The 26,972-nt window shown below is 63.4% G+C and carries 28 protein-coding genes; 21 read left to right on the top strand and 7 right to left on the bottom strand.

Annotation, left to right across the window (positions count from 1 at the left end; translation table 11 throughout):
* Positions 1 to 10 precede the first annotated feature (10 nt).
* The 9 genes from H7C86_RS11295 (at position 11) to H7C86_RS11335 (ending at position 9,863) form a co-directional block, all read left to right on the top strand.
* Positions 11 to 487 (top strand): GNAT family N-acetyltransferase, encoded by a 477-nt coding sequence (locus tag H7C86_RS11295; RefSeq protein WP_003942808.1) that lies wholly within the window; start codon positions 11 to 13, stop codon positions 485 to 487.
* A 224-nt stretch (positions 488 to 711) separates the two neighbouring features.
* Positions 712 to 2,676, top strand: coding sequence for a magnesium chelatase subunit D family protein (locus tag H7C86_RS11300; protein WP_259349028.1), 1,965 nt, complete (start codon positions 712 to 714; stop codon positions 2,674 to 2,676).
* Between the two features lie 21 nt (positions 2,677 to 2,697).
* On the top strand, positions 2,698 to 3,312 hold the full coding sequence (gene cobO, locus H7C86_RS11305; RefSeq protein ID WP_019748043.1) for a cob(I)yrinic acid a,c-diamide adenosyltransferase: 615 nt from the start codon (positions 2,698 to 2,700) through the stop codon (positions 3,310 to 3,312).
* Entirely contained in the window at positions 3,306 to 4,682 is a 1,377-nt protein-coding gene (locus H7C86_RS11310) for a cobyrinate a,c-diamide synthase (RefSeq protein ID WP_182261072.1), read from the top strand. The genes cobO and H7C86_RS11310 overlap by 7 nt, the downstream gene beginning before the upstream one ends.
* Positions 4,666 to 5,079: a cobalamin biosynthesis protein gene (locus H7C86_RS11315; RefSeq protein ID WP_080910479.1), complete on the top strand. Its 414-nt coding sequence runs from the start codon at positions 4,666 to 4,668 to the stop codon at positions 5,077 to 5,079. The genes H7C86_RS11310 and H7C86_RS11315 overlap by 17 nt, the downstream gene beginning before the upstream one ends.
* The gene (cobA, locus tag H7C86_RS11320; RefSeq protein ID WP_047271356.1) at positions 5,076 to 6,302 is read left to right on the top strand and encodes a uroporphyrinogen-III C-methyltransferase; all 1,227 of its coding nucleotides are present in this window, start codon (positions 5,076 to 5,078) and stop codon (positions 6,300 to 6,302) included. Before H7C86_RS11315 ends, cobA begins: the two co-directional genes overlap by 4 nt.
* Positions 6,303 to 6,313: 11 nt before the next feature.
* Positions 6,314 to 7,810 carry an MFS transporter gene (locus tag H7C86_RS11325; protein WP_020969389.1) on the top strand — a complete coding sequence of 499 codons (1,497 nt, stop codon included), beginning with the start codon at positions 6,314 to 6,316 and terminating at the stop codon, positions 7,808 to 7,810.
* Positions 7,811 to 7,890: 80 nt separating this feature from the next.
* Positions 7,891 to 8,319: a CBS domain-containing protein gene (locus H7C86_RS11330; protein ID WP_007735005.1), complete on the top strand. Its 429-nt coding sequence runs from the start codon at positions 7,891 to 7,893 to the stop codon at positions 8,317 to 8,319.
* 35 nt (positions 8,320 to 8,354) lie between these two features.
* Complete coding sequence (locus tag H7C86_RS11335; RefSeq protein WP_182261071.1) at positions 8,355 to 9,863, top strand: YdiU family protein; 1,509 nt, start codon at positions 8,355 to 8,357, stop codon at positions 9,861 to 9,863.
* 12 nt (positions 9,864 to 9,875) lie between these two features.
* Here the strand turns inward: H7C86_RS11335 and yaaA are convergent, their stop codons facing one another.
* Complete coding sequence (yaaA, locus tag H7C86_RS11340; protein ID WP_182261070.1) at positions 9,876 to 10,619, bottom strand: peroxide stress protein YaaA; 744 nt, start codon at positions 10,617 to 10,619, stop codon at positions 9,876 to 9,878.
* 55 nt (positions 10,620 to 10,674) lie between these two features.
* Between yaaA and H7C86_RS11345 the strand changes: the two genes are divergently transcribed.
* From H7C86_RS11345 to H7C86_RS11365, 5 genes are all read left to right on the top strand, one after another.
* Positions 10,675 to 12,420: a proline--tRNA ligase gene (locus H7C86_RS11345; RefSeq protein WP_182261069.1), complete on the top strand. Its 1,746-nt coding sequence runs from the start codon at positions 10,675 to 10,677 to the stop codon at positions 12,418 to 12,420.
* A gap of 79 nt (positions 12,421 to 12,499) precedes the next feature.
* Positions 12,500 to 13,171 (top strand): O-methyltransferase, encoded by a 672-nt coding sequence (locus H7C86_RS11350; protein WP_182261068.1) that lies wholly within the window; start codon positions 12,500 to 12,502, stop codon positions 13,169 to 13,171.
* Positions 13,172 to 13,193: 22 nt separating this feature from the next.
* Positions 13,194 to 13,853: a rhomboid-like protein gene (locus tag H7C86_RS11355; RefSeq protein WP_182261159.1), complete on the top strand. Its 660-nt coding sequence runs from the start codon at positions 13,194 to 13,196 to the stop codon at positions 13,851 to 13,853.
* A 58-nt stretch (positions 13,854 to 13,911) separates the two neighbouring features.
* Positions 13,912 to 15,642 (top strand): acyl-CoA dehydrogenase family protein, encoded by a 1,731-nt coding sequence (locus H7C86_RS11360; protein ID WP_182261067.1) that lies wholly within the window; start codon positions 13,912 to 13,914, stop codon positions 15,640 to 15,642.
* The gene (locus H7C86_RS11365; protein WP_021333004.1) at positions 15,639 to 16,418 is read left to right on the top strand and encodes a nuclear transport factor 2 family protein; all 780 of its coding nucleotides are present in this window, start codon (positions 15,639 to 15,641) and stop codon (positions 16,416 to 16,418) included. The genes H7C86_RS11360 and H7C86_RS11365 overlap by 4 nt, the downstream gene beginning before the upstream one ends.
* Positions 16,419 to 16,494: 76 nt before the next feature.
* Here H7C86_RS11365 and H7C86_RS11370 read toward each other — a convergent pair whose 3' ends face one another.
* Complete coding sequence (locus H7C86_RS11370) at positions 16,495 to 16,920, bottom strand: pyridoxamine 5'-phosphate oxidase family protein (protein WP_020907428.1); 426 nt, start codon at positions 16,918 to 16,920, stop codon at positions 16,495 to 16,497.
* A 159-nt stretch (positions 16,921 to 17,079) separates the two neighbouring features.
* On the opposite strand from H7C86_RS11370, the gene H7C86_RS11375 reads away from it, so the two are divergent.
* Positions 17,080 to 18,375, top strand: a complete 1,296-nt coding sequence (locus H7C86_RS11375; RefSeq protein ID WP_099697944.1) for an aromatic acid/H+ symport family MFS transporter — start codon at positions 17,080 to 17,082, stop codon at positions 18,373 to 18,375.
* A gap of 91 nt (positions 18,376 to 18,466) precedes the next feature.
* Complete coding sequence (locus tag H7C86_RS11380; RefSeq protein ID WP_070386731.1) at positions 18,467 to 19,423, top strand: DMT family transporter; 957 nt, start codon at positions 18,467 to 18,469, stop codon at positions 19,421 to 19,423.
* Here H7C86_RS11380 and H7C86_RS11385 read toward each other — a convergent pair.
* The 3 genes from H7C86_RS11385 to H7C86_RS11395 all read right to left on the bottom strand — a co-directional run bounded on the left by H7C86_RS11385 (position 19,385) and on the right by H7C86_RS11395 (position 21,447).
* Entirely contained in the window at positions 19,385 to 20,224 is an 840-nt protein-coding gene (locus H7C86_RS11385; protein ID WP_029255177.1) for an SDR family NAD(P)-dependent oxidoreductase, read from the bottom strand. The genes H7C86_RS11380 and H7C86_RS11385 overlap by 39 nt on opposite strands.
* Positions 20,221 to 20,718, bottom strand: coding sequence for a nuclear transport factor 2 family protein (locus tag H7C86_RS11390; protein ID WP_182261066.1), 498 nt, complete (start codon positions 20,716 to 20,718; stop codon positions 20,221 to 20,223). Before H7C86_RS11390 ends, H7C86_RS11385 begins: the two co-directional genes overlap by 4 nt.
* A gap of 93 nt (positions 20,719 to 20,811) precedes the next feature.
* Positions 20,812 to 21,447, bottom strand: coding sequence for a TetR/AcrR family transcriptional regulator (locus tag H7C86_RS11395; protein ID WP_020969397.1), 636 nt, complete (start codon positions 21,445 to 21,447; stop codon positions 20,812 to 20,814).
* Positions 21,448 to 21,532: 85 nt separating this feature from the next.
* Between H7C86_RS11395 and H7C86_RS11400 the strand changes: the two genes are divergently transcribed.
* Positions 21,533 to 22,957 (top strand): MFS transporter, encoded by a 1,425-nt coding sequence (locus tag H7C86_RS11400; protein WP_182261065.1) that lies wholly within the window; start codon positions 21,533 to 21,535, stop codon positions 22,955 to 22,957.
* 54 nt (positions 22,958 to 23,011) lie between these two features.
* Here H7C86_RS11400 and H7C86_RS11405 read toward each other — a convergent pair whose 3' ends face one another.
* Positions 23,012 to 23,467, bottom strand: coding sequence for a ferritin-like domain-containing protein (locus tag H7C86_RS11405; protein WP_078377414.1), 456 nt, complete (start codon positions 23,465 to 23,467; stop codon positions 23,012 to 23,014).
* Entirely contained in the window at positions 23,464 to 23,913 is a 450-nt protein-coding gene (locus H7C86_RS11410; protein WP_031331238.1) for a hypothetical protein, read from the bottom strand. The genes H7C86_RS11405 and H7C86_RS11410 overlap by 4 nt, the downstream gene beginning before the upstream one ends.
* 272 nt (positions 23,914 to 24,185) lie before the next feature.
* Here H7C86_RS11410 and rimP point away from each other — a divergent pair, with 272 nt between their 5' ends.
* The 4 genes from rimP to H7C86_RS11430 form a co-directional block, all read left to right on the top strand.
* Positions 24,186 to 24,806: a ribosome maturation factor RimP gene (gene rimP, locus H7C86_RS11415; protein WP_182261064.1), complete on the top strand. Its 621-nt coding sequence runs from the start codon at positions 24,186 to 24,188 to the stop codon at positions 24,804 to 24,806.
* Positions 24,803 to 25,834, top strand: coding sequence for a transcription termination factor NusA (nusA, locus tag H7C86_RS11420; RefSeq protein ID WP_003942738.1), 1,032 nt, complete (start codon positions 24,803 to 24,805; stop codon positions 25,832 to 25,834). The genes rimP and nusA overlap by 4 nt, the downstream gene beginning before the upstream one ends.
* Before the next feature lie 44 nt (positions 25,835 to 25,878).
* The gene (locus H7C86_RS11425) at positions 25,879 to 26,229 is read left to right on the top strand and encodes a YlxR family protein (protein WP_019748063.1); all 351 of its coding nucleotides are present in this window, start codon (positions 25,879 to 25,881) and stop codon (positions 26,227 to 26,229) included.
* 108 nt (positions 26,230 to 26,337) lie between these two features.
* Positions 26,338 to 26,972: translation initiation factor IF-2 N-terminal domain-containing protein (locus H7C86_RS11430; protein WP_259349086.1), on the top strand; the 635-nt coding region annotated here is incomplete at its 3' end.

Below are 26,972 nucleotides of genomic sequence, written 5' to 3' on the forward strand. Positions count from 1 at the left end.
AGTCCAACCCATGACGGCAACAGCAGCTTTGAAGCGTTCATGGGCACTCGACCTCGACAACAAGACGTTCTACGAGTTGTTGAAGCTTCGAGTGGAGGTCTTTGTCGTCGAGCAGGCCTGCCCGTATCCCGAGTTGGACGGGCGGGACCTGCTGACGGAAACACGCCACTTCTGGCTCGAGCAGGACGGCCAGGTGGTGTGCACACTCCGTCTGCTCGAAGAGCACGACGACGGAAACAAGAGCTTCCGAATCGGACGCCTCTGCACGTCGCGTCAGGCTCGCGGTCAGGGCCACACGACCCGCCTCCTGCAGGCCGCACTTGCCGAGGTCGGCGAAGCGCCGTGTCGGATCAACGCCCAGACCTACCTGGTCGAGATGTACGCCAAGCACGGATTCAAGGCTGACGGCGAAGAGTTCATCGAAGACGGCATCCCGCACACCCCGATGCGCCGTGGCGGGGGAGAGCCTTTCGTGGCTGTCAGCTAGTTTGTCGGAGATTTGACCCTGGTCGGCTCGTGGAAAAGCGAGCCGACTAGGGTTTTTTCGATACCGAATGTTCGCGGGGAAGTCCTGTTCGATCCAGGCGCGGTCCCGCCACTGTGAAAGATCTCTCCTCTACCGACTGACCGGGAGATCTCAGCCAGGTTGCCGCGACATTCGAGTGCAGCCAAATTCTCGGCGAGGAAACCGAGAGGTGGAGGGATATCGACGTGCGAAGTGAAGAAGATCGACCAGTGGCGGGCTTCCCGTTCAGTGCTGTGGTCGGCCAGGATCAATTGCGGTTGGCGCTGATTCTGTGTGCTGTGCATCCGGGGATCGGTGGAGTCCTGGTCCGCGGCGAGAAGGGAACTGCCAAGTCGACGGTCGTGCGCGCGCTGACTGCGCTGCTGCCCGCGGTCGACGACGCCGGAACGACACGACCGGCCCGCTTGGTGGAACTGCCCGTCGGCGCCACCGAGGACCGAGTGATCGGGTCCATCGACCTCGAAAAGGTTCTCCGCGACGGTGAGCGCGCTTTCCAACCTGGACTGCTCGCCGCGGCTCACCAGGGAGTTCTGTACGTCGACGAGGTGAATCTGCTTCACGACCACCTGGTCGACGTGCTTCTCGACGCCGCGGCGATGGGTCGCGTTCACATCGAGCGTGACGGAATCTCCCATTCGCACCCGGCCAAATTCGTACTCGTCGGCACGATGAATCCCGAAGAGGGAGAACTGCGTCCACAGTTGTTGGACCGTTTCGGACTGGCGGTCGATGTCGCAGCTTCCCGCGACGTCGACGTACGCATGGAAGTGGTGCGTCGCCGGCTCGACTACGAGCGCGACCCCGAGGCGTTTGTCGCTCGGTACGAATCCGCCGATGAAGAGCTCGCGTCCGAAATCCTCACGGCGCGTGGGAAACTGGACTCGGTCGAGCTGAGCAACCGCGAGCTGCGTCGTATCGCCTCACTGTGTGCGTCGTTCGACGTCGACGGTATGCGCGCGGACTTGGTGCTGGCGCGCACCGCGACCGCCCACGCTGCCTGGCGAGGCGACAGTGAGGTCACTGCGGAGGACGTGCGAGTGGCTGCGGAACTGACGCTGCCGCATCGCCGCCGCCGCGATCCGTTCGACGAGCCCGGCCTGGATCAGCAGCAGTTGGACGATGCACTCGAGCAGGCCGATCAGGACGCCCAGTCGCAGGTAGAGGACGACGCGCGCGACGGAGAGCCCGAACCTCCCGAGAATCCCGAAGACCGTGGCCCTGACGAAGACCGTGGCCCGGAAGATGGTGGCCCCGAAGACGGCGGTCCGGACGACGAGGGTCCGGACGACGACGGCCCGGAAGACCCTGACGGACCTGGTGGGGGAGTACGCGCTACCGATCGCCCCTCGGCGCCACCGGCCGGCGAATTCAAGGCCAAGCTCCTCGAGGTTCCTGGTGTCGGCGAAGGTGCACCGGGACGCCGCTCGCGGTCCATGTCGTCCCGTGGACGAGTCGTGCGGTCCACGCGGGAACGTGGCCACGGATTGCATCTGACGAGCACGGTCTTCGCCGCAGCCGAGTCTCAAGTTGCGCGCGGCCGCACTGCTGGACGGCTGCGGCTGGCACCTGCTGATCTCCGCGGCGCGATTCGTGAAGGGCGAGAAGGCAATCTGATCGTCTTCGTTGTCGACGCGTCGGGGTCGATGGCAGCACGCGACCGCCTCTCCGCGGTCACCGGTGCGGTTGTCTCGTTGCTCCGCGACGCCTATCAGCGCCGCGACAAGGTCGCGGTCATCACTGTCCGTGGTCGTGAAGCAGAGCTCGTACTGCCGCCGACCTCTTCGGTGGACATCGCCGTCCGTCGCCTGCAGTCGATGCGTACCGGCGGCAAATCCCCACTCGCAGAGGGATTCCTGCGTGCTCGCGAAGTGGTTCTGCGGGAACGGCTTCGTGACCCGCAGCGCCGCGCCCTCGTCGTCACGCTCACCGACGGCCGGGCTACCGGAGGCAAGGACGCGCTGCATCGCGCCCGCGTAGCCGCGCGTCTTCTTGCCGACGCGTCCGTCGCTTCCATCGTCGTCGACTGCGAGACCGGCCTCGTGCGTCTGGGGCTGGCAGCCGAGTTGGCCCGAGAACTACGTGGCGGTTACGTCCGCCTTGCCGAATTGTCAGCGCAGCAGGTCGCGGGTGTCGTCCGCGCCGCAGCCTAGATCCCAGCTCAGGAGTTCACGATGCCCAAGGGTGTTCCCGAGACAGTTCCCGACGACGGTCTGACCACGCGTCAGCGTCGTAACGCGCCGGTACTTGCCGTGCACACCGGCCCGGGAAAGGGTAAGTCCACCGCCGCTTTCGGCATGGCGCTGCGTGCCTGGAATCAAGGGTTCGACATCGGCGTGTTCCAGTTCGTGAAGAGCGCCAAGTGGAAGGTCGGCGAGGAAGCCGCGTTCCGCGCGCTCGGAAACCTGCATGACGAAACCGGCGTCGGTGGGCCGGTGCAGTGGCACAAGATGGGCGAAGGTTGGTCATGGACACGCAAGGCCGGTAGCGAGGAAGATCATGCTGCTGCCGCTGCGGAGGGTTGGCAGGAGATCGCGAGAAGGCTTGCAGGCGAGGAGCATCGATTCTATGTCCTCGACGAGTTCACGTACCCGCTCAAGTGGGGTTGGGTGGACGTGGACGAGGTAGTGCAGACACTGCGCGATCGCCCAGGCAACCAGCACGTCGTCATCACGGGGCGTGACGCCCCGCAGGCGCTGATCGACGCCGCCGACCTCGTGACCGAGATGACGAAGATCAAGCACCCGATGGATGCCGGCCGAAAGGGTCAACGGGGCATCGAATGGTAAGTCCTTCCACTCCGGCCGTAGTGATCGCCGCTCCTGCCTCGGGTAGCGGAAAGACCACGGTGGCAACGGGATTGATCGGTGCGCTGCGACGGTCCGGTAGCAGCGTTGCCCCCTTCAAGGTGGGGCCGGACTACATCGACCCGGGTTATCACGGACTCGCGGCAGGGCGGCCCGGACGCAACCTCGACACTGTTCTGGTCGGCCCGGATCGCATCGGACCGCTCTACCGGCATGGAACCGCCGGCTGTGACATCGCCGTGGTCGAAGGCGTCATGGGTCTGTTCGACGGAAAGATCGACGAGGCCAACTCGCAGCCGTCGGCGGAGGGATCGACGGCGCAGGTAGCGTCGATCCTCGGTTCGCCGGTAATCCTCGTGATCGACGCCCGTGGGCACAGTCAGAGTCTGGCCGCCGTACTCCACGGCTTCGCGACCTACGACGCAGGTGTGCGCATCGGCGGCGTCATTCTCAATCGCGTCGGGAGCGCTCGTCACGAGCAGGTGTTGCGTCATGCGTGCGACAAGGTCGGCGTCGCAGTGCTCGGAGTTGTGCCACGGTTGACGGAACTCGAAGTTCCCTCCCGGCACCTCGGTCTGATTCCGGCAGCCGAGCACGGCGCCGCCGCTGTGGCCGCAGTGGACGCGATGTCCGACTTGATTGCCTCGCACGTCGAACTGGACGCTGTTCGCGCACTGGCCGCCTCGAACGTGGGTGCAGCTGCATGGGATCCGGTTGCCGAGGTCGGCGCACACGCAGTGTCTCGCCCTGTGGTTGCCATGGCGGGCGGCCCGGCCTTCACCTTCGGCTATGCCGAGCACCGTGAACTCCTGAATGCCGCCGGCGCGGACGTGCAGGTGTTCGACCCGTTACGGGACGAGCTTCCCGCGGGAACTGCTGCTCTTGTCCTTCCTGGCGGGTTCCCGGAAGAGCATGCGGTGGACCTCGCGGCCAATACCGTTCTGCTGCAGCAGGTTCGTGACCTGGCGGACGGCGGCGCACCGATCCACGCCGAGTGTGCCGGTCTGCTCTACCTCGCTCGCAGCTTGGACGGTCACAGCATGGCCGGTGTTGTCGGGGTGGATGCCACATTCGGGAAACGCCTGACCCTCGGGTACCGCGAAGCAGTGGCGATCAGCGACTCCAGCCTCTTCGAAGCAGGCTCCCGCGTCACCGGTCACGAGTTCCACCGAACGTCTCTCGTCTCGGCAGACGCGGACGGTTGCGGAAGTGCGTGGGGGTGGCGGCCCTGGGACGGCGGCAGTGTCCGCGAAGGATTTGTTCGCGGCGGCGTCCACGCGTCGTATCTCCACACTCATCCGGTGGGGCAGCCCGAATCGATCGCGAAGTTCGTCGATGCCGCACGGGGATGACCTCTGTATAGGCGTTGGATTCACGTCGAGCGCCACCGCGAAGGACATCGTCGCTGCGGTGAACGCGGTGCTGCAGGAGCGAGCGAGGATCGTGGTCCTCGCCACTGCGACCGGCAAGGCGGCGTCTGCAGCTCTGCTCGCTGCCGCCGATGAACTGAACGTCCCGATTGTGAGTTTCGACCCGGACGTACTTGGGCGAGTTCAGGTTCCGTCACCGTCGACTCGCGTCGAGCACGCGATCGGGACGGCAAGCGTCGCGGAAGCGGCGGCGATCCTCGCCTCCGGGGGCGGCCCGCTCCTAGTGGCCAAGACTGCCAGGGATGGAGTGACCGTGGCGGCGGCCCGTAAAGTTCCCTCCAGCTTGAACAATTCTGACGACGAAACGGAGTGCGAGTGAGCGAGTCCACCGCAGACGAGACCAACTACTTGGTCGGCCTCAACCTGACCGATCGACGCGTGGTCGTGTTCGGTGGCGGCACTGTGGCTCAGCGCCGACTCGGACTGCTGGTCGCCTCTGGTGCCCGTGTTCACGTCATCAGTCGCGCGTTCACTCCAGCCGTCGAAGGTATGGCCACGGCCGGGCAGATCACGGTCGAAGAGCGCCCGTACGCCGACGGCGACCTCGAAGGTGCGTGGTATGCCATCGCCTCGACCGACGAGCCGGAAACCAATGCGGCGATCGTCGCCGAAGCGGAGCGTCGCCACATCTTCTGCGTGCGCGCCGACAACGCGAAGCACGGCACCGCGGTAACTCCCGCCAGCGCCGAGTACGACGGTATGAGTATCGGAATTCTTGCCGGCGGCGATCACCGTCGTTCGGCAGCAGTCCGCACCGCGGTCGTCGAAGGTCTTCAGTCGGGCGTGCTCGCCGATACGGCCGAGCCGGCCGCTGCGGGCGTTGCTCTCGTCGGTGGTGGCCCCGGTGACCCCGACCTGATCACCGTGCGCGGACGCCGTTTGCTCGCACGCGCTGACGTCGTCGTGGCCGACCGATTGGCTCCTCCGGAGTTGCTCGCCGAACTGGGTCCCGACGTCGAGGTGATCGACGCCGCGAAGATCCCGTACGGCCGTGCCATGGCTCAGGAGGCCATCAACGCCGCGCTGATCGACAACGCGAAGGCAGGCAAGTTCGTGGTCCGCCTCAAGGGCGGGGACCCGTACGTCTTCGGGCGGGGATACGAAGAACTCGAAGCGTGTGCCGCTGCCGGCGTTCCGGTGACCGTAGTGCCCGGAATCACGAGCGCGATCTCGGTCCCGTCGGCCGCAGGCATCCCGGTGACCCACCGCGGTGTCACCCACGAGTTCGTCGTCGTCAGTGGGCACGTGGCTCCGGATCATCCGGATTCGCTGGTCGACTGGTCGGCACTGGCCAAGTTGCGCGGCACGATCGTGCTGCTCATGGCGGTCGAGCGCATCGATCAGTTCGCGAAGGCGCTCGTCGACGGTGGACGCCCGTCAACAACGCCGGTCACCGTGATCCAAGAGGGCACTCTGCGCACTCAGCGTGAACTTCGGGCCGATCTGGCGACCGTTGCTCAGCGCGTCAAAGACGAGGAGATCAAGCCTCCGGCGATCATCGTGATCGGGCCGGTCGCGGGCTTTTCCGTCGACGCTGGGTAACGTGAAGTCTTGTGTCTGATTCCCCAACATCTGAAACCGCTTCGGCGAATGCCCCGGTAGCCACTCGAGTCATCGGGCTCGCCATCATCGTCCTGAGTGGTTTGCAGATGATGGTGGTGCTCGACGGCACTGTCGCGAACCTCGCGCTGGCGCCGTTGCAGTCTGATCTCGGATTGAGCGACAGTGGCCGTAACTGGGTCTTGACCTCCTACGCGCTGGCGTATGGAGGTCTCATGCTCCTCGGTGGTCGCCTCGGTGACGCGTACGGGCGCAAGAAGATGTTCATCGCGGGAGTCTCGCTGTTCACGGTGGCGTCGTTGCTCTGTGGTCTCGCCCTGAACGAGGGCATGTTGATCGCAGCGCGGGCGCTTCAAGGCGTCGGCGCAGCTGTGGCGTCGCCCACCGCCTTCGCCCTTGTTGCCACGACTTTCGCCGCGGGTCCGGCTCGTAATCAGGCCATCGCGATTTTTGCCGCCATGACGGGCGTCGGATCGATCGCCGGTCTGATCATCGGCGGCGCATTGACCGAGGTGTCATGGCGACTGATCTTCCTTATCAACGTCCCGATCGGGATCGCGCTCGTCGGCATGGCGTTCCGCGCCCTTCGAGAGACGAATCAGACGCGTCTGGCTTTGGATGTCCCCGGCGCGATCCTCGCGACTCTCGGGTGCACCGGTGTTGTTTTTGCTCTCACCGAAGGCCCGGAAATGGGATGGGGGAGTATCGCCGTCATCGGTGCATTGGCGGCCGGATTGGTCGCCCTCGCCGCCTTCCTCTTCGTCGAGCGAACTGCGGACAACCCGCTCTTGCCCTTCTCGTTGTTCGCCGATCGCAACCGTGTCGCGACGTTCCTCGCCATCTTCTTCGTCGGTGGCGCGATGTTCAGCATGACGGCCTTCGTCGCACTGTTCGTGCAGGACATCATGCAGTATTCGCCGTTGCGTGCCGGTATCGCGTTCATTCCGTTCGCGTTCGGATTGGGCGCTGCCGCGTCGGTTGCTTCCAAGCTCGCCGTAAAGGTTCAACCCCGTTGGCTGGTCCTCACCGGCGTCGTGATCATGATCGTCGGACTCCTCTACGGATCTACTCTCGATTCCGATTCCACCTACCTGGCCAACTTGTTCGTGCCCGTGATCGGGATCGGATTCGGTATCGGCCTCGCGATGGTGCCCTTGCCACTGTGCGCGATCGCCGGTGTGCCGGAGACCGAGATCGGCCCGCTGACGGCCATCGCTCAGGTTGCCCAGACGCTCGGTGGACCACTGGCGCTGTCGGTGATCGGTGCGATGGCGACGTCGAAGACGCTCTCGCTCGGCGGCACTTCGGGCAAGGCAGCGGACATGAATCCGGCGCAATTGATCGCACTCGGAGAGGGATACACCTTCGCACTTGTGGGCTGCGCGGTCTGCGCGGTGTTCGCCGGTATCGCGGCGCTGTGCATCAGGTTCACACCTTCTCAGGTAGCCCAGGCTCAGGCTGCGGAGAAGGCAGCTCAGGGAATCGCCTGATCAGTCCTGTTTTTCCGCTTCGCTAGCCGATACGATCGTTGCAGGACGTGCCGAGAGTCTCGACGAATCGGGGTGCCGTGATGCGGATCGCGGACATATTGCGAAACAAGGGCAACAGCATCGTCACGATCGACGCCCACACGACGGTCAACGGGTTGCTGTGCGATCTTGCCCGCCACAACATCGGAGCCATGGTGGTGGTCGACGACGACGCGGTGGTCGGCATCATCTCCGAACGCGATGTCGTTCGACGCCTCCACGAGCGTGGCCCGGACCTTCTCGGGATCCAGGTGTCCGAGGTCATGACCGCTCTGATGTACACGTGCGTTCCGGCAGACGCGGTGGACAGCATTGCCGCGATCATGACCGAGCGTCGAATCCGGCATCTGCCGGTGATCGAGGACGGCAACCTCCTCGGCATCGTCAGTATCGGTGACGTGGTGAAGAGCCGCATCGACGAGCTCAAGAGCGAACGCGATCAGCTCGAGTCGTACATCGATCAGGGCTGATCGATAGGTTGTCGCACGGTGACTACTCTCGTGTGATGGCCGCATTCCAGGAATCCACAGCAGAGACGGTCACCATCGTGGCCGGCCTCGAGAGCACCTTCGCCGACGAACTCGGCGCTCTGACGGTGCCGTGGCAAGGTGCTGCCGCGCCCGACCCGCAGTTGCTCGTGCTGAACGAGCAACTGGCTGCGTCGTTGAGATTGGACGTAGCAGCGCTGCGAAGTGTGGACGGGATCGGCGTCCTGTCCGGTTCGACGGTGCCGGTCGGGGCCACACCGGTGGCGATGGCATATGCGGGTCATCAGTTCGGTGGGTACGCGCCAATTCTCGGGGACGGTCGGGCGTTGTTACTCGGCGAACTCGTCAGCAGTGACGGGCAGCGTGTGGACTTGCATCTGAAGGGCTCTGGGCGCACCCCGTTCTCTCGGGGCGGCGACGGGTATGCGGTCGTAGGGCCGATGCTGCGCGAATATCTCGTCAGCGAGGCGATGAATGCCCTCGGTGTCCCCACTACGCGCGCGCTGTCGGTGGTGGCGACGGGCCGAGACGTTCGCCGCAACGGCGCAGAACCCGGTGCCGTGCTTGCTCGGATCGCGTCGAGTCACCTACGCGTTGGGACCTTCGAGTTCGCGGCCCGGCAGGGCGAGGTATTGCAGCCGCTCACCGATTACGCGATTGCCCGGCACTACCCGGAGCTGACCGAACTTCCGGCAACGGGTACACACAATCGCTACCTGAAGTTCCTCGAGGCGGTGGTCGAGGCTCAGGCATCACTGGTGGCGAGGTGGATGCTCATCGGTTTCGTGCACGGGGTCATGAACACCGACAACACGACAATTTCGGGGGAGACCATCGATTACGGTCCGTGCGCCTTCCTCGACGCGTTCGATCCGGCGGCAGTGTTCAGCTCGATCGACCACGGGGGCCGCTATGCATTCGGCAATCAGCCCGCTGTACTGAAGTGGAACCTGGCGCGCTTGGCAGAAACGCTGTTGCCACTGATCGATTCCACACCCGACGAAGCAATTTCCGCGGCGTCAGCAGTTCTCGAGACCTTCGACGAGCGCTACGAGGGTCACTACGCGGCCGGTCTCGCGGCAAAGCTCGGTCTGGCCCAGCCGTTTGTCGATCGGGCGCTCGTCGACGATCTGCTGACGTTGTTGGCGGAACACGGTGCTGATTGGACGGGCAGTGTCCGCGCTCTCGCCGACGAATTGCGCGGAAATTCGGTGCCTCTCGACAACCTCGTGCCACGGGAGCACATCGCGCCCTGGTTGCAGCGGTGGCAGGGAGCCCTGACCGAAAACGGACACGGGGCCGCGGAGACCGCGAGCGCGATGGATCGCGTCAACCCGCTGTACATTCCGCGTAATCATCGGCTCGACGCTGCCCTGCGCGCCGCGACCGACGGCGACCTCGCTCCCTTCGAGAAGCTGCTGGAGGTGGTCACGCATCCCTTCGACCGACGCGACGAGTGGGCTGACTACACCGAGGCGGCTCCGCAGTCTTTCAGCGAAACATTCCAAACCTTCTGTGGCACTTGACAGACGAAGCCATCAATCCGTCAGGATGATCAATTCACGCTCCGACGCGATTTCGACGCGCAAGCCCGCCTTCGACGCCACCCGCGCAACCCCCTTGATGTCGGTCGGTTCGGCACGCGAGACCACCAGCGCACGGGCGAGCAGACCTTTGTGGTGCTTGTTGAAGTGACTGACGACAGTGCGGGTGCCGTCCGGCTTCTCGGTGAGGACCGTTGCGATCAGTGCGTCCGGAACCGGTCCGAGGTCTTGGTAGGTGCCGGACCGTAGATCGATGACAAGGCCGTCGGCTTCGGCCGCCAAGGCCTTCGGCAACTCCGGCTTCCACAGTGAGCGGAGCGTGCCCATCCCGGGCAGCTTGGACCCGCCGGAAAGGCGGTAGGCGGGGATCAGATCTCCCGCACGGACTGCACCGAACAGGGCGGAGCCGATCGCGATCCGATCGAGAGCCTTGGCCTTCTGGGCACGGGTGAACGACTTGGCGTCGAGGGCGTCGAAGAGCACCCCGGTGTAGCGCTGCAGCGCGGGCCGCGTCGCGGACACCCACAGCTTGGCGTTGCGTTCCACTTCGTCTGCTTGCGTCGGACCGAGCCCGAGCGCTTCGCACGACGCCTCGACGTCAGCGGCCAGATCGACCAGCGTCTGAACCAGCAATTCGCGCGTTTCGGTCAAGTGTGGCATCGACAGTTCGGCCAGATCGAGGGGCGCATCCTTGCCGCCGTCGGACTTGGTTTCTGAGGGAGGCAGCAGTACAAGCACGCTGTAACCGTACCGAGGCCCGCTCGGCCGACTGCGGCGACTATCCTTACACCTCGTGATTACCCGTCTGTCCCACCTGTTCCTGCGTACCCTGCGTGACGATCCCTCGGACGCCGAAGTTGCCAGCCACAAATTGCTGGTTCGTGCCGGCTACGTGCGTCGTATCGCTCCAGGCGTCTACTCGTGGTTGCCGCTGGGATTGCGGGTGCTGCGCGAGGTTGAGCGTGTTGTCCGCGAAGAAATGAATGCCATTGGTGGGCAGGAAATTCTGCTGCCTGCTCTGCTCCCGCGCGATCCGTACGAGGCGTCGAACCGCTGGACCGAGTACGGCCCCAACCTGTTCCGCCTCAAGGACCGCAAGGGCAACGACTACATGCTCGGCCCGACCCACGAGGAGCTCTTTGCTCTGACGGTCAAGGGTGAGTACAACTCGTACAAGGACTTCCCAGTCACCCTGTACCAGGTGCAGACCAAGTACCGCGACGAAGAGCGTCCGCGTGCGGGCATTCTGCGTGGTCGCGAGTTCCTCATGAAGGATTCGTACTCCTTCGACCTCAGCGACGAAGGCCTGACGGAGTCGTACCAGGCGCACCGCGGTGCCTACGAGAAGATCTTCACGCGTCTGGGCGTCAAATACGTCATCGTCTCGGCGACCTCCGGTGCGATGGGCGGCAGCGCGTCCGAGGAGTTCCTTGCCGAGAGCGAGATCGGCGAAGACACGTACGTGCGCTGCCTCGAATCCGGCTACGCCGCCAACGTCGAGGCCGTCAAGACTGTTGTTCCCGACTCGATTCCGTTCGACGGGCTGCCCGAAGCCAAGGTGTACGACACCGCGAACACACCCACCATCGACACGCTCGTGGACTGGGCGAACGGTGCCGACCTCGGCCGCACCATCACCGCCGCCGACACTCTCAAGAACATCATGGTCAAGACCCGCCTGCCCGGCGGCGAGTGGGAACTGCTCGGTATCGGCATCCCCGGCGACCGTGAGGTCGACGAAAAGCGCCTCGAAGCTTCGCTGGAGCCGGCCGAGTTCGTGATGATCACCGAGACCGACTTCAAGAACAACCCGTTCCTGGCCAAGGGTTACATCGGCCCGAAGGCACTGCAGGCCAACGGCGTTCGCTACCTTGTCGACCCGCGCGTCGTCGACGGCACCAGCTGGATTACCGGCGCCGACGAAGACGGCAAGCACGTGGTCGGCCTCGTTGCCGGTCGCGACTTCACCCCTGACGGAACCATCGAAGCCGCCGAGGTTCGTGACGGCGACGCCTCTCCCGACGGCGCCGGCACGCTGGTCTCGGCTCGCGGTATCGAGATCGGGCACGTCTTCCAGCTCGGCCGCAAGTACACCGATGTCTTCACCGTCGACGTCCTCGCCGAGAACGGCAAGCCCGTCCGCCCGACCATGGGTTCGTACGGCGTCGGCGTCTCGCGTCTGGTGGCCGTCATTGCCGAGCAGCACCATGACGAGAAGGGTCTGCGCTGGCCTGCCGAAGTTTCACCGGCCGACGTCTACCTCGTCATCGCGAACAAGGACGAGACTGCACGCGAAGGCGCCGAAGGCCTCGCCGCGCAACTCGACCGTGCCGGACTCGAAGTAATCCTCGACGACCGCAAGGCATCGCCGGGCGTGAAGTTCAAGGACTCCGAGCTGATCGGCGTTCCGCTGATCGTTGTCGTCGGCCGTGGTTGGGCCGACGGCAAGGTCGAGATTCGCGACCGCTTCACCGGCGAGAGCCGTGAGATCGACGCCGTCTCGGCGATCGAGGAGATCATCAGCGCAGTTCGCGGCTGATTCGAATAGTCGTCTGGGCCGCCGCAGCCACCTTCCGAGGTGTCTGCGGCGGCCCTTCTTTTCTGCCACAATCGTGGCTATGGAACGCGAACCGGATTGGGCAGAAGTCGACGGTTACCTTGTCTCCACGTTGGTAGGTGAAGATCCGGTTCTCGACGCGGCACTCGCCGCCAACTCCGAGGCCGGCCTCCCTCCGATCGACGTGGCGCCGAACCAGGGCAAGCTCCTCAACCTTCTGGCGCGAATGTGCTTGGCGCGCAATGTCCTCGAGATCGGAACGCTCGGCGGATACAGCACGATCTGGCTCGCTCGCGCGGTCGGCCCCTCGGGCCAAGTCATCACGCTGGAATTCGATCTCACCCATGCGGATGTCGCTCGGGCGAATATCGAGCGCGCCGGCTTGGCTGACCGTGTCGACATCCGCGTCGGGGCTGCGCTCGACAGCCTCCCGTCGATCGCGAAGGAAGAGTTGGGACCTTTCGACTTGGTCTTCATCGACGCCGACAAGGAGAACAACACCGAGTACGTGCGGTGGGCGTTGGCCCTTTCGCATCCCGGAACCGTCATCATCGTGGACAACGTGGTGCGTGGGGGACATGTGTCCAACCCGGATATCGACGATGAGCGCGTCAAAGCGAGCCGAGCGGTGTTGGAGATGATCGCGGCCGAGCCGAAACTCGACGGCACCGCCATTCAAACCGTGGGTTCGAAGGGATGGGACGGGTTTGCCGTTGCAGTAGTGAACGAGTGAGCGCAGACTCGAAGCGGTGAGGATGCTGGGGGCAGCAAAGGCGGCATGGCGATGGGTGCGCAGTGCTCCCGGTACCTACGTCTGGTTGCTGGCCCTGCTGTTCACCACACTGTTCCTGCGGCATCTGCCTGACAATGTCGAGGAGCGTTTTCTCGGCAAGCGCTCGACCAATCTGCATCACCTGGCCGAAGACCCGCTACGAGTCCTGTTCTCGAGTGCCTTCTGGCTCGAAGGTGGCGGTTGGTTGGGATACCTGCTTCTCTTCACCATCTTTCATGCAACGGCTGAGCGTTGGCTCGGGACGTGGCGGTGGCTGTGTGTTGTCGTCATCGCCCACGTCGGAGCCACGTACATCAGCGAAGGTGTTCTGTACGAAGGTATTCGGCACGGATACGTGGCGGAGTCGGCGGTCAACACTCTCGACGTGGGAGTGAGCTACGGTCTGGCCGGCATCATGGGGATTCTGGTGTACCGCATCGTCGATCCGTGGCGATACGTCTATCTCGCGGGGCTGTTGGTCTTCTACGGTGTACCTCTGATTTTCGCCACCAATTTCACCGCCATCGGCCACATGTCTGCGTTGTTGCTGGGATTGGCGTGCTATCCGATCACGCGTGCTCGGGCGGGCACGTGGAATCCGATGGACCTGTGGCATTCGCGAAGAATCGCAGGTCTTCCATGAATCGCACCGCGGAAAGTTACCCGCTGGTAGTTTAGCGTCATCGACGAAAGGTAATGACGTGTCTGGCACCGATGGATTGCTCTTCAACCCCCATACTTACGACCCCGCTCAGTTCGATCCGGAGACCCGCCGTTTGCTGCGAGCCACCATCGAATGGTTCGAGAACCGCGGCAAGAAGCAACTGCTTCAGGACGACCTCGACGCAGTGTGGGTCTCCGACTTTCTCGAGTTCGTCGGCAAGGAGAAGTTGTTCGCGACGTTCCAGACTCCGGCGGCATTCGCCGACGGTGACGAGAACCGTCGTTGGGACGGTGCCCGCAACGCGGCCTTGAGTGAGATCTTCGGTTTCTACGGACTCGCTTACTGGTACGCCTGGCAGGTCACGATCCTCGGACTCGGACCGATCTGGATGAGTGACAACGACGCAGCGAAGAAGCGTGCAGCGCAGGAACTCGTCGACGGTGGTGTCATGGCGTTCGGCCTGTCCGAGCGTGATCGCGGCGCCGACGTGTACTCCACCGACATGCTTCTCACTCCCACCGACGGCGACGTCGCCTTCCGCGCGAGCGGCGAGAAGTACTACATCGGAAACGGCAACGTAGCCGGAATGGTGTCTGTGTTCGGGCGTCGTACCGACGTCGAGGGTCCCGAAGGCTACGTGTTCTTCGTCGCCGACAGTGCACATCCGAACTATCAGCTTGTGGACAATGTCCTGCGCGGCCAAATGTACGTCAGCAATTTCCGCCTCGACGACTACCCGGTGCGCGAGGAAGACATTCTGCACACCGGCGTCGCCGCATTCGAGGCCGCGCTCAACACGGTCAACGTCGGAAAGTTCAACCTGTGCACCGGCTCCATCGGGATCACCGAACATGCGTTCTTCGAAGCAATCACTCACGCGCAGAATCGAATTCTCTACGGTAATCCGGTCACCGACTTCGCCCATGTACGCGCCGCCTTCGTCGACGCGTACTCACGTCTGATCGCGATGAAACAGTTCAGCGCGCGGGCGGTCGACTACTTCCGCAGCGCCAGCCTCGAAGACCGTCGCTACCTGCTGTTCAATCCCATGACCAAGGCCAAGGTCACCTCGGAAGGTGAAAAGGTCGTCGGGTTGCTGCACGACGTGATCGCGGCAAAGGGGTACGAGAAGTCCACGTACTTCCGTGAAGCAGCGCAGATGATCGGCACGCTGCCCAAGCTCGAGGGCACCGTCCACGTCAACGTCGGCCTGATCCTCAAGTTCTTGCCGAACTACCTGTTCAACCCCGCGGAGTTCCCGGAGATCGTCACGCGCGACGACGCAGCCGACGACGAGTTCTTCTGGAATCAGGGACCGACCCGCGGCGCTGCGAAGATCCAGTTCCACGAGTGGAAGCCCGTCTACGAGAAGCACTCTTCGATCCCGAACGTCGCTCGTTTCTACGAGCAGGCGATCGCACTCACCGAATTGCTCACTGCCGCAGCGCCGGACGCGCAGCAGCAGAAGGATCTCGATTTCATGCTCAATGTCGGGCACCTGTTCTCCCTCGTCGTCTACGGTCATCTGATTCTCGAGCAGGCCGAGATCAGCGGACTCGACGCCGACGTTGTCGATCAGATCTTCGACTTCCAGATTCGCGACTTCTCGGGATACGCGATCGCACTGCACGGAAAGCCGTCGTCGACGCCGGAGCAGCAGAAGTGGGCCTTGGCCGCAGTGCGGAAGCCTGTTGTGGACAGTGAACGCTTCGACCGGGTGTGGCAGCAGGTCAAGGCGTACGACGGTGCATACGAGATGCGCGCATGACCGCGCCGGTGGTGCGTGAGCAGTTGATGGCCGTCGTGGAGGGATCCCCGAAAGCCGTCGGCGCGCATGATCGCTCGACCTGGGTTGCGCTGTTTGCCGAAGACGGCCAGATCAACGACCCTGTAGGTTCACGTCCGCATAACGGGCAGGCGGCGATCGAGAGTTTTTACGACACGTTCATCGCCCCCAATTCGATCACCTTCCACGTCGAGCGCGATATCGTGTGCGGCCGCACAGTGTGGCGCGATCTGAGCCTCGCTACCGAGATGTCGACCGGAGTCGTCCTCGACGTGCCGATGCATTTGCGCTACGACTTGGTGGGGGAGCCCGATTCCTTGCGGATCGGAACCCTCTATGCGCATTGGGAATTGGCAACGATGCTGAGCCAGCTCGCTACCGCCGGCGTTGCCGGGGTGAAGGCTGCCGCGAAATTGACCCCGCAGCTGCTCTCGAACCAGGGGATCGGCGGAGCGCTCGGATTCTCGCGCGGCATCTTCGGAGTCGGAGACAAAGGCAAGAAGGCGGCTTCGCGGTTCCTCGATGCGGCCGCTGTCGGTCGAACGCCGCCGGTACCCGTCGAGCTTCCGGCGGGGACGCAGTTGTCCAATGCTGACGTCAACGCTCTGCTCACCGGCGTGACGAAGAGCAAGATGCTGGTTGCCGGTCGAACTGTGACGGCGAGCGTAATCGTGTGCGGGGAACCGGCCATCGCCCTGTTCGGCTTCGAGGCGAGCGGTCATCGCCTCAATCGGGTGCGCTTCTTCACCGAGAGCTGATACCGAGAACACTCGAATGCAGGTCAGGCTCGGCGCGCCACTCCGGCGCGCCGAGCCTTCGCTTTTCGGTGAAGTGTCAGATCGCCCCGAGATCCGCAGACAGCCAGTGCTGCGGATTCATGTAGATCGCTACCTGCTCGCCCAACTGCGATCGCGCGAATTCGAGATATCCGTCGACCTTGTCCGGGGTCAGGTATCGCCGCGAGACTTCGACCAGCATCTCGTCGGTGCCCGGAACGATCTTGTCGACGGATCCGCTGACGCTGACGTAACGGATTGTCGGATCGAGCCTTTCGGCCATCAACGAGAAATGCCCGGCCGACTCGATGAGTCGTGCCTTTCGTGAATCCTTGCCCGTGAGGATCCATGGTTTGCCACCGGGTGAGTACAGGTACCAGATCGGGACGGTCAACGGACCGCGTTCGGTGCCGTCCGCTACGGACAGCGCCCCGATGTGGGGTTCGGCCAGAAACTGTTCACGCTCATTTTCGGAGAGTGCCATTCCTCGAGATTACCGCGACGTTTGACATGGCGTTGTGACTCCGTACACAATCGATGTGCTCATTATGAACATGCGTTCGCAATGCGAACAGATCTCGATCTGGACTACTGGATCTGAACCGGTAGCGAACGCCCACAAGCAGTGAATGTCGAGGATCCGATGACCGCACCGCATACGCAATCGAGTTCGATCACCGGTTCGCCTGGGGCGCGTGCCGCAATGTGGGTAGCACCGTTGTGTTGGATAGCTGTGCTTCTGGACGGATTCGATCTGGTCGTACTCGGCGCGGTCATTCCTTCACTTCTCGACTACGACGCGTGGGGATTGAGTACCGGCACGATCACGATGATCTCGACCTTCGGGCTCATCGGCATGACCATCGGCGCCCTCGTGATCGGCACTCTCACTGACGTCATCGGTCGACGCCGCGCGCTGCTGTACGCCGTTGCCGCATTCTCGATTCTGACTCTGTTGTGCGCAATTGCGCCCAATCCGTTCATCTTCGGTCTGCTGCGCTTCCTCGCCGGGGTGGGACTGGGTGGCGCCCTTCCGACGGCATTGGCTCTGGTCAACGAATTCTCGAAGAAACAAGGCGGTGGATCTGCGTCGACCATGCTGATGACCGGCTATCACGTCGGCGCCGTTGCCACCGCCGCGCTGGCGCTCGTCGTGATCGAACCTTTCGGTTGGCGAGCGATGTTCGTTGTCGGCGCACTTCCTGCCGTCGTCCTGATTCCACTCATGTTGCGGTATCTGCCGGAATCCCCGTCGTACCTTCTCGCTCACGGAAAGCGTGCCGAGGCCGAGGAAATCGCTGCCCGCTACGGTGTCGAGCTCGAGGCTGCGCCTACGTCCGAAGCTGGGCGCGCCGAAGCCGCCAACCCCGTTCGCGCACTGTTCTCTTCGAAGTTCCTGCGCAACAGCATCGCCATCTGGATCACCAGTTTCATGGGCTTGCTGCTCGTCTACGGATTGAACACGTGGCTTCCGACGATCATGCGCGAGGCCGGTTACAACCTCGGAGCCTCGTTGACGTTCCTTCTGATCCTCAATGCCGGAGCCGTCGTCGGACTGTTGATCGCCGGGGGCGTCGCGAACAAGATCGGCCCGCGGACTGCAGCCATCGTGTGGTTCACGGGAGCAGCGTTGTTCCTGGCGCTTCTGAGTGTGAAGGTGTCGTTCGGAATCTACGTGATGGTCTTCCTCGCCGGATGCTTCGTTTTCAGTGCACAGGTACTGGTCTACGCCTTCACGAGCGCCAATCACCCACCGCAGATTCGCGCGACAGCGCTCGGATGGTCGGCGGGTGTCGGCCGGGTCGGTGCGATCTGTGGCCCGATTCTGGGCGGAGTTCTCCTGGGTGCGGGTTACGCCGTGCCGTGGGGCTTCTACGCTTTCGCGCTCGTCGGACTGCTCGGTGCAATTTCGATCTCCTGCACACGGGTTCGCGCCTGAAATACCAGTTTCGCAGGTTGGTGCGCTACTGCTATCGTTGAATATGAGTATGAAGAGTAGCGCTATCGTCACGTCACGGGCACCGCTACCGATGCCATCGTCTCGATCCGGTTTGTGGTGGGGCTTGCTCGGTGTTCTGGCGTTCTCGTTCACCGTTCCGCTCACGAGGGTCGCCGTCGCGGATCTCGACCCCCTGTTCGTCGGCGCGGGCCGCGCCGTCGTTGCCGGGGCCCTTGCGATTGTGATGCTGTCGGTTACTCGCGCGACGCTTCCGACGCTTCGGCAGTGGTTGCGCATCGCACTCGTGACCGTTGGCGCGGTACTGGGGTTTTCACTGTTCACCACGTTTGCGTTGCAGACATCGCCGGCGAGTCACGCGGCAGTCGTGATCGGACTACTTCCCGCTGCGACCGCGGTATTTGCCGTCGTCCGAGGAAAAGAGCGTCCCAGTAAGGGATTCTGGTGGGCAAGCGCCGCCGGCGCGGTATCGGTCGTAGGGTTCGTGGCCGTCGCAAACGGCGGACTCGGCTCGTTTCATCTCGCTGATCTTCTTCTGTTCGCCGCGGTTGTGTGTGCAGCGCTGGCATATTCGGAAGGTGCGTTGCTGGCCCGCGAGATCGGGTCGTGGCAGACGATTGCCTGGGCATTGATTCTCGGACTGCCGGTCACGATTGCGTTGACGGTGGCGTCCATGGCCCAGGCTCCGGTTTCTGCCGATGTGAATTCGTGGCTTTCGTTTGCCTACCTGGGATGCGTGAGTATGTTTCTCGGGTTCTTTCCCTGGTACCGGGGTCTGGCGATCGGTCCCATTTCCACTGTGAGCCAAACACAGTTGGTTCAACCGGTGCTCAGCATTGCCTGGTCGGCGCTGATACTCGGTGAGGCGTTGTCACCCTCGATCGTGGCCGGCGGCGTCGTCGTCATCGGGTGTGCCTGGCTTGCCCTGAAGGCGCGAGTGGCAGCGCCGCGTGCTGTGCCGGCACGCGACGCGACCACCGCCACCGATGATTCAGAAAAGCGGGCCGCCACCGAAGGCACTGCGGTGTGACGCAGGTTGTTTCCCGTTGGCGTCGGTGATTCCGTACTCGACGGCCGTCTCGGCGGTGATCAGTGTGTGACCGCTGCGCGCGTTCACTTCTGGATCGTTGGCCAATGCAGTGATGACCTGGCCGACGAATTCCGGGGTTTCGGCCTCGGCCAGTGAGAAGCCTTCGAAGCTCTCGATCCCACTCGCCTCCATCCGCTCGTTGCGGATCAACCCGAGCCAGAAGGAAAGTGCGGTGACGCCGGTTCCCTTCAATTCGACAGCCATGTCGGCGGCCATCTTGTCCAAACCTGCTTTTGACATCCCGTACAGGACAGAGTGCAGGTACCCGCGGGTGCCGAATGACGAGATATTGCCGATCACTCCACTGCCCCGGGGGACCATCAACTTCGCCGCTTCCACCGAAGCAACGTAGTGGGCGCGCAGTCCGATTCCGATCAGCGAATCCCAATCGTCGATCGGCCTCTTCCAGAACGGATCGGCGAAGCCGGCATAGCCCGCCGGGTTGGCCCAGACGTTGTTGACCAGAAGATCGAGGCGGCCTGACTGTTCCTCGGCGATGCGTGCAAACAGGTCGACGATCTGTTGATCGTCGGCGTGATCGCACTGCACGGCAATGCCGTGACCGCCGCGCTCGGTGATCTCCGCTGCGGTGCGATCGAGCGGGCTGTCGGCGCCGACGGTGCCTCGGGCCGTCACGTACACCGTCCATCCGTCGCTTCCCAGTGCGAGTGCAATGCCTTTACCGACGCTCCTACTCGCGCCGGTCACGAGCGCTACTTTGCCGTTTGTCGACGTGGTCATCGGGGGCCTCCCAACGAACCCTCAGGGATATCAGTGTCGGGGGACAGGGGAGTGGTGATCGACCACGTCTCCGTGAAGTGACATTGACTCATTTTCCACACACCGTCCTCGATCACGTATTTGTCGTCGTATTCGCCGGTCATCAACTTCTCGGTGCGTCCGACAGTGTCGACCTGGCGGAACTGCAGGGTCCATCGCCCCACTGCCGACGTCTCCGAGGTCAGTGTGATGTCGGGATGCAATCCGTGATGCATGTCGAGTACCGCGTACCGGCCGTCGACCTTGCGAAGAGCGATCTTCTCGAAGATGTCCGCCATCGGCCCGGCGTCGTCGAACGCGCCGAGACGGCCGTAGTCGATCGACGCTCCTGAACGGATGAAGCTGCTGCGGAACCGAACCGGATCCTTGGCGTCACATGCTCGCCAGTAGCCATGTTTGAGCTTCTTGATTTCCTCGATCTGTTCGAGCGCGTCGAGGCGTTGTGCGAGATCCACCGTCGGTCCTTTTCGTCTGGGTTTCCCGGAGACATGTCGGATCGACTGTAGGGTGTCCTCAGTCACATGTGTGTAGTTTTTCCCAGTGACCGGTCAGGAAACGGTGTCGGTTTCGCTCGAGGATTCGTCGCCGGTGAGAGTGATCGCAGTCGAGTCGCTGAAGACGCTGCCCCAGAGTTCGCCGAGGGCCGGATCTTCTTCGGCGTGTTCGGGTGCCATCATTGCGAGCAGATTGTTGATCAGCATGCCGTTCGCGATGAACAAGCGGGCTTGCTCGGGCGTGCAACCGGTGCGCTCGCGCAGCAAGGTGTAGATGCCGGACATGGCGGTCCGGGACACGGCGGCGACGTCGTCGGTGCTGGTTGCGAAGCCGTGCAACATGACGAGCAGCAGGTCTCGATCGAGGACCAGCTCGCCGTAGGCGGATCCGAGTTCGGCCCAGAACTGCGGATTGCTCGGATCGATTGTGACGGTGTCCAATTTGTCGTTGAAGGTGCGGACGATTTCGTCGAGCGCACGCGTGAACACCGCGTGGAACAAATCTGCCTTGGTCCCGAACATGCGCACGACGTAGGGCTGCGAGACGCCGGCTTCCTTGGCGACGGCGTCCGTGCTGGTGCCGGAGTATCCGCCCTTTGCAAATGCCCGCGTTGCCGCGGCAAGGACCAGTGCGCGACGTTCCGGTGCGCTCATCCTGCGGGTACGTGGTTCAGCTGCACCGATCGACATATTGACACGTTATCACCGGATAGCTTAGTTTCGACTTAAGTAATCAATTGATGCCTTAAGGCACCTTCACCATCGAGGAATCACGATGACCGTTTTGACGAAGTCCGGATCGGACGCCGCATCCGGGTCGGAAAACAGTGGAGGACGTAAGGTTCCGATCGCGATAGCGATGGTTGCTGCTTCTCTGCCCATGTTCATGGCTACCCTCGACAACCTCGTGATGACGAGTGCGCTGCCGGTGATCGAGAAGGAACTGAACGCGTCCGTCGGGCAGCTCCAATGGTTCATGAATGCGTACACGCTCTGCTTTGCGACGCTGATGCTTTCGGCGACGACGCTCGGCGATCGGTGGGGACGCCGCCGGATGTTCGTGTTCGGAATCGGGCTGTTCACGGCTGCATCGATCGCTTCGGCGCTGTCGACAACTCCCGCCCTGCTGATTGCGGCCCGGGCATTTCAAGGCGCGGGCGCAGCCGCGATCATGCCGCTTTCGCTGACCCTCCTCGTCGCAGCGGTACCGGAAGCCAAGCGCGCCATGGCAATCGGCGTCTGGGGTGGCGTCTCCGGACTGGGAATCGCGATGGGTCCCGTGGTCGGTGGAGCGGTAGTCGACGGGTTCTCGTGGCAGGGGATCTTCTGGATCAACGTCCCGGTTGCGATCGTTGCCGTTCCTCTCGCGTTGTATGCGTTGCGTGAATCGACCGGTCGCACACAACCTCTCGACCTTCCCGGTGTCGCACTCGCCGGACTCGGTGTGTTTCTGGCGGTGTGGGGGATCGTTCACGGCAACGACGACGGCTGGGGATCGCTTGGAGTGGTTGCGTCGTTGGTCGGTTCCGCAGTCGCGTTGGCGCTGTTCGTTCTTCGCGAGAAGAAGACGTCACATCCGGTCATGCCCCTACGTCTGTTCCGTTCACGCAGCTTCTCGATGGCGAACGTCATCGGCTTGACCTTCTCGATCGGGATCTTCGGAGCGGTGTTCCTGCTGTCGCAGTACCTCCAGATCGTGATGGGCTACAGCCCGTTCCAAGCAGGCCTGCGGACGCTTCCGTGGACGGCAGCGCCGATGATCTTCGCTCCTCTCGCCGGTTTTCTGGCGCCGAAGGTCGGGCTCCGTTCACTTCTGCTGACCGGTCTGCTGCTCCAGGCCGGAGCATTGTTCTGGTTGGCCGCGTTGATCGGTCCCGACGTGACGTACGGTTCGCTGGTTCCGGCTCTACTGATGGCGGGCATCGGCATGGGCCTGACCTTCGCGCCGAGTTCCACGGCTGTCCTCGTCGACATGGACGAGCCTGATCACGGAACGGCCAGTTCGACCAACTCGACGCTTCGCGAGATCGGTGTTGCGCTGGGAATCGCGGTTCTCACCGCAGTCTTCCTTGCCGCTGGTGGCGCGCTCACGCCGCTGGGCTACGGAGATGCGCTGACACCTGCACTGCGCGTCGGCGGTTGCTTCGTGTTGGTGGCCGTGGTTGCGGCTTGGTTCGTGCCCTCGCATCGCAAGGCCTGAGCACTGCTGTGCGCCTTTATTAACCGCCGGCGGTTAATAAAGGCGCACAGCAGTCTACGAAGCCGGGTCCCCTGGGAACGCTGAGGTGGACGGAGCGGTTCCCAGCGCGGACCGCCATCCGGCGCCGCGGATTGCCGCATCGGTCAGGCCGTCGATTCCGAACGCGCGGAGTTGGTCGGTATCGACCTGTTCGACGAATGCCCGGTAGGTCACGGCGGTGTCGGATTCGATCTGTGCTGCCAGTTGTGCCGCGGTTACGGCGTCCGTCACCGGGAACGGGATCTCGTAGGCTGCCGCGGCTGTCGGCGGGGTCTCGCCTGCGTCGGTCGACAGGGCAACCAGCGCATCACGTCGCGCGCGGTGCGCGGCTGTATGTGTGGCAACTTCGTTGACACGGGCAGGATTCGAAAACGCGGCAACCACTCCGTAAGCGAAGATCGCGGCATTCTCTGATTCGATTGCGGTCAGCAAGGCAGAACTCTCGGTTCGACGGGTGTGCGAAGTGATCATGGAAGCAACACCGCAACCTGGGTCGAGCACGACGCGCTGATCGAACCGAGCAAGCCCGCGCGATAGCCGGACATCGTGCGAGCGAGATCCGCGGCACTGCGCGCCGAATCGTTAAGCGAGGTCCTCAAGGTGTCGACGCCCGTCGGAGCGTTCGCGACCGAGGTCGACGGGGGCGCAGTGGTCGTAGCGCCGCCGCCCGCTGCTCGCGCAATCTCGGCGTCGAGTTCGAGTGCATGCGCTGTGCGTTCGGCGCTGATCGTGGTCAGTGATGCCGACTTGTCCGGCGCAAGAGCGATGGCGGCGGTTGCGGCTGCCGCGTCGGAGCGAGCTCGCTCGGCCTGGGCCGTCAACTGGTCGACTTCTGCAGCCGCCTCCGCTGTGCCGGTGTCGGTGCAGGCGGACAACGAGAAGGCTGCAGCGCCCAACGCTGCTGCGGTTCCCGTCATCTTGAGCGCACTCCGCCGGGAGAGTGGGGTAGTAGTCATGGGCGTCAGCACCAGTCCATCGTGCCAGGTGGTCGGCCGATCGTTCGAATCCGCGGCACGTGTTCAAGTGTGACGTGCGTCGGGCACTCTGGTCACGGAGACGCGTAATGAGCGGTACTCTTGGATGCTTGCAGCATTGAGGCACCTGGTGTCTTTTCATGCTCGCAGCCGCCCACGTCGACAGTCGACACAAGTCGGACAATCGACGACAACTGAAATGAGGAGTTCGCGAGATGCCGGTGCCATCCAGGGAGAGGGTGATCGAGCTGATCTCCGAACTCGTGCACGCCCAGGGTTACGACGTCGAAGACGTTGTCGTGACCAGTGCGGGCAAGCACAGCGCGGTGCGCATCATGGTCGACAGCGATGCCGGGATCGAACTCGATGCCGCCGCAGAGATCAGCAGACTCGTTTCGGAACTTTTCGACAGCCTCGAGGAAATCGGTGAAACGCCGTACACCCTCGAGGTGACCTCCCCGGGAATCGATCGTCCACTGACGCTCGAGCGTCACTGGCGTCGAGCTCGTGGACGCAAAGCGCGTATCGATCTGGCCGGCGAGACCGTGGTCGGCCGTATCGGAACGTTGAACGACGATTCCGTGGCGGTTGTCATCGGTGGCCGTGGCGGACTGACCGTGCGAGAGATTGCACTGGGCGACGTTCAGAAGGCCGTAGTTCAGGTGGAGTTCTCGAAGCCCAGTGAGGCGGAGTTGGAACTCGCGGGCGGCATCCCGGACGGGCGCGCAGTTCCCTCGGATGCGGTTGACCTCACCGACGACTCGGGCGTGGACAGTGTCGAAGACGACGAAGCAGAATTAGAAGACGTAGAAAACGAAGAAGGGTTCGACAAGTGAATATCGACATTGCAGCGTTGCGAGCGATCGAAGCCGAAAAGGGCGTTTCGATCGAAACTGTGATCGCCACGATCCAGACCGCGCTGCTGACGGCGTACCGCCACACCGAGGGGCACAAGCAGAACGCTCGGATCGATGTCAACATCAAGACCGGTTCGGTGCGAGTGATGGCACACGACACCGATGCCGACGGCAACATGATCGGCGAGGAGTGGGACGACACTCCCGAAGGATTCGGTCGAATCGCGGCGACCACCGCACGCCAGGTCATCCTGCAGCGTTTGCGCGACGCCGAGCACGAGCGCAGTTTCGGTGAGTTCTCCACCCATGAGGGTGAAATCGTCGGCGGTGTCATTCAGCGCGACACGCGTGCAAACTCTCGCGGGATGGTCGTCGTTCGAATCGGCAGCGAATCCAATGGCGCCGAAGGATTGTTGCCGCCCGCAGAACAGGTTCCCGGCGAGAACTACGAACACGGCGAGCGCATCAAGTGCTACGTCGTCGGGGTTGCTCGCGGCGCCCGTGGCCCCCAGATCACCCTCTCGCGGACCCATCCGAACCTGGTTCGCAAGTTGTTCGCACTCGAGGTTCCGGAGATCGCGGACGGCAGCGTCGAGATCATCAACGTCGCGCGCGAAGCGGGACACCGTTCCAAGATCGCCGTTGCCTCACGCGTGCAGGGGCTGAACGCAAAGGGCGCATGCATCGGCCCCATGGGTCAGCGCGTACGCAACGTCATGAGCGAACTTGCGGGGGAGAAGATCGACATCATCGACTTCGACGAAGATCCCGCGACGTTTGTGGGCAACGCACTTTCCCCGTCGAAAGTGGTCTCCGTCACTGTCGTCGATCCCGAGGCTCGTGCGGCCCGTGTCATCGTGCCCGATTTCCAGCTTTCGTTGGCCATCGGAAAAGAGGGTCAAAATGCCCGCCTGGCTGCACGGTTGACGGGTTGGCGTATCGACATTCGGAGCGATGCGGCACCCGTTGGCGACGCGTCCGACCGGCCCGCCACGTCCAACGGATAACGGTGGAATGCAGTGATCGAGACGGTTCGGCGGTAGAGTGGACAATGGTTCGACGTGAGTCCTCGGATTCTGCGCGCGTGAAACCCGGTTCGCCGGTCAGAACGTGTGTGGGGTGCAGGGAACAAGGGTCGGCTGTCGATCTGTTGAGGGTCGTGGTTGGTGAGCAGGGGCCGGAGGGTTCCCCGCTCGTCCCCGACGTATCGCGAAGACTCCCCGGTCGAGGTGCATGGCTGCACCTGGATCCGAGTTGTCTGAGCCTGGCAGAGCGGCGCCGAGCATTCAGCAGAGCACTGCGAGTGTCCGGAAATCTGGACACGTCCGCTGTCGACCAGCTGGTCGACGCAGTTCACACAAAAGCAGTACCTCTCGAGAAGAACAGGCACAAGCACTCATGAGCACACCGTGAAGCACCAACGATGAACGTCCATCGGCGATAACCCGAGGTCGTGCGGGACCCACATCTGTGGGATGCCTCCTGCTCGACCTCATCAGTGAGGAGAGCAGTGGCAGGCAAGGCCCGCGTGCACGAGTTGGCTAAAGAACTCGGTGTCACCAGCAAGGAACTACTCGCAACGCTCAAGGAGCAAGGCGAGTTCGTGAAGTCTGCGTCATCCACAGTGGAGGCGCCCGTCGCCCGTCGTCTGCGGGAGTCATTCCCGTCGGCAGGCGGAGCAGAAACCAAGTCCGAGACCGGCGCAGCCGCTCCGGCGGCTCGCCCCGCGGCAAAGCCCGGCGCACCGTCGCCGTCAGCTGCAAAGCCCGGTGGCCCGCGTCCCGGCCCCAAGCCGGCCGCACCCGCACCGGCTGCTCCCGCAGCTCCGGCACCGGCAGCCCCCGCGGCTCCCGCAGCCGCTGCTCCGGCAGCACCGTCGGCGCCGGTCCCCACCCCGACGTTCAACGCTCCGAAGCCGGCACAGCCGGCACGCCCGGCTCCGGCTGCTCCCGCAGCATCGGCACCGGCAGCCCCCGCGGCTCCGGCGGCACCGTCCACCGGCGCAAAGCCCGGCGGACCGCGTCCGGGACCGAAGGCACCTCGCGTCGGTAACAACCCGTACTCCTCGGCACCCGCCGAGCGTCCGGCACCTCGTCCGGCTCCCGGCGCACCGCGTCCGGGTGCAGGCCAGGGCGGTTCTCGTCC

Origin of the sequence: Rhodococcus sp. UFZ-B548 (genome assembly GCF_903819475.1) — a bacterium.
Lineage (GTDB): Bacteria > Actinomycetota > Actinomycetes > Mycobacteriales > Mycobacteriaceae > Rhodococcus_F > Rhodococcus_F erythropolis.

What these genes read in the sequence shown, in the direction of transcription:
- H7C86_RS11395 (WP_020969397.1), bottom strand. Translation starts at nt 21,447, where the DNA reads ATGTCGATCGGTGCAGCTGAACCACGTACCCGCAGGATGAGCGCACCG.
- H7C86_RS11310 (WP_182261072.1), top strand. Translation starts at nt 3,306, where the DNA reads ATGGTAAGTCCTTCCACTCCGGCCGTAGTGATCGCCGCTCCTGCCTCG.
- H7C86_RS11295 (WP_003942808.1), top strand. Translation starts at nt 11, where the DNA reads ATGACGGCAACAGCAGCTTTGAAGCGTTCATGGGCACTCGACCTCGAC.
- H7C86_RS11425 (WP_019748063.1), top strand. Translation starts at nt 25,879, where the DNA reads ATGGTTCGACGTGAGTCCTCGGATTCTGCGCGCGTGAAACCCGGTTCG.
- H7C86_RS11405 (WP_078377414.1), bottom strand. Translation starts at nt 23,467, where the DNA reads ATGATCACTTCGCACACCCGTCGAACCGAGAGTTCTGCCTTGCTGACC.
- H7C86_RS11330 (WP_007735005.1), top strand. Translation starts at nt 7,891, where the DNA reads ATGCGGATCGCGGACATATTGCGAAACAAGGGCAACAGCATCGTCACG.
- H7C86_RS11410 (WP_031331238.1), bottom strand. Translation starts at nt 23,913, where the DNA reads ATGACGGGAACCGCAGCAGCGTTGGGCGCTGCAGCCTTCTCGTTGTCC.
- H7C86_RS11315 (WP_080910479.1), top strand. Translation starts at nt 4,666, where the DNA reads ATGCCGCACGGGGATGACCTCTGTATAGGCGTTGGATTCACGTCGAGC.
- rimP (WP_182261064.1), top strand. Translation starts at nt 24,186, where the DNA reads ATGCCGGTGCCATCCAGGGAGAGGGTGATCGAGCTGATCTCCGAACTC.
- H7C86_RS11365 (WP_021333004.1), top strand. Translation starts at nt 15,639, where the DNA reads ATGACCGCGCCGGTGGTGCGTGAGCAGTTGATGGCCGTCGTGGAGGGA.
- H7C86_RS11385 (WP_029255177.1), bottom strand. Translation starts at nt 20,224, where the DNA reads ATGACCACGTCGACAAACGGCAAAGTAGCGCTCGTGACCGGCGCGAGT.
- H7C86_RS11335 (WP_182261071.1), top strand. Translation starts at nt 8,355, where the DNA reads ATGGCCGCATTCCAGGAATCCACAGCAGAGACGGTCACCATCGTGGCC.
- H7C86_RS11375 (WP_099697944.1), top strand. Translation starts at nt 17,080, where the DNA reads ATGACCGCACCGCATACGCAATCGAGTTCGATCACCGGTTCGCCTGGG.
- H7C86_RS11350 (WP_182261068.1), top strand. Translation starts at nt 12,500, where the DNA reads ATGGAACGCGAACCGGATTGGGCAGAAGTCGACGGTTACCTTGTCTCC.
- cobO (WP_019748043.1), top strand. Translation starts at nt 2,698, where the DNA reads ATGCCCAAGGGTGTTCCCGAGACAGTTCCCGACGACGGTCTGACCACG.
- H7C86_RS11355 (WP_182261159.1), top strand. Translation starts at nt 13,194, where the DNA reads ATGCTGGGGGCAGCAAAGGCGGCATGGCGATGGGTGCGCAGTGCTCCC.
- H7C86_RS11380 (WP_070386731.1), top strand. Translation starts at nt 18,467, where the DNA reads ATGCCATCGTCTCGATCCGGTTTGTGGTGGGGCTTGCTCGGTGTTCTG.
- H7C86_RS11400 (WP_182261065.1), top strand. Translation starts at nt 21,533, where the DNA reads ATGACCGTTTTGACGAAGTCCGGATCGGACGCCGCATCCGGGTCGGAA.
- H7C86_RS11370 (WP_020907428.1), bottom strand. Translation starts at nt 16,920, where the DNA reads ATGGCACTCTCCGAAAATGAGCGTGAACAGTTTCTGGCCGAACCCCAC.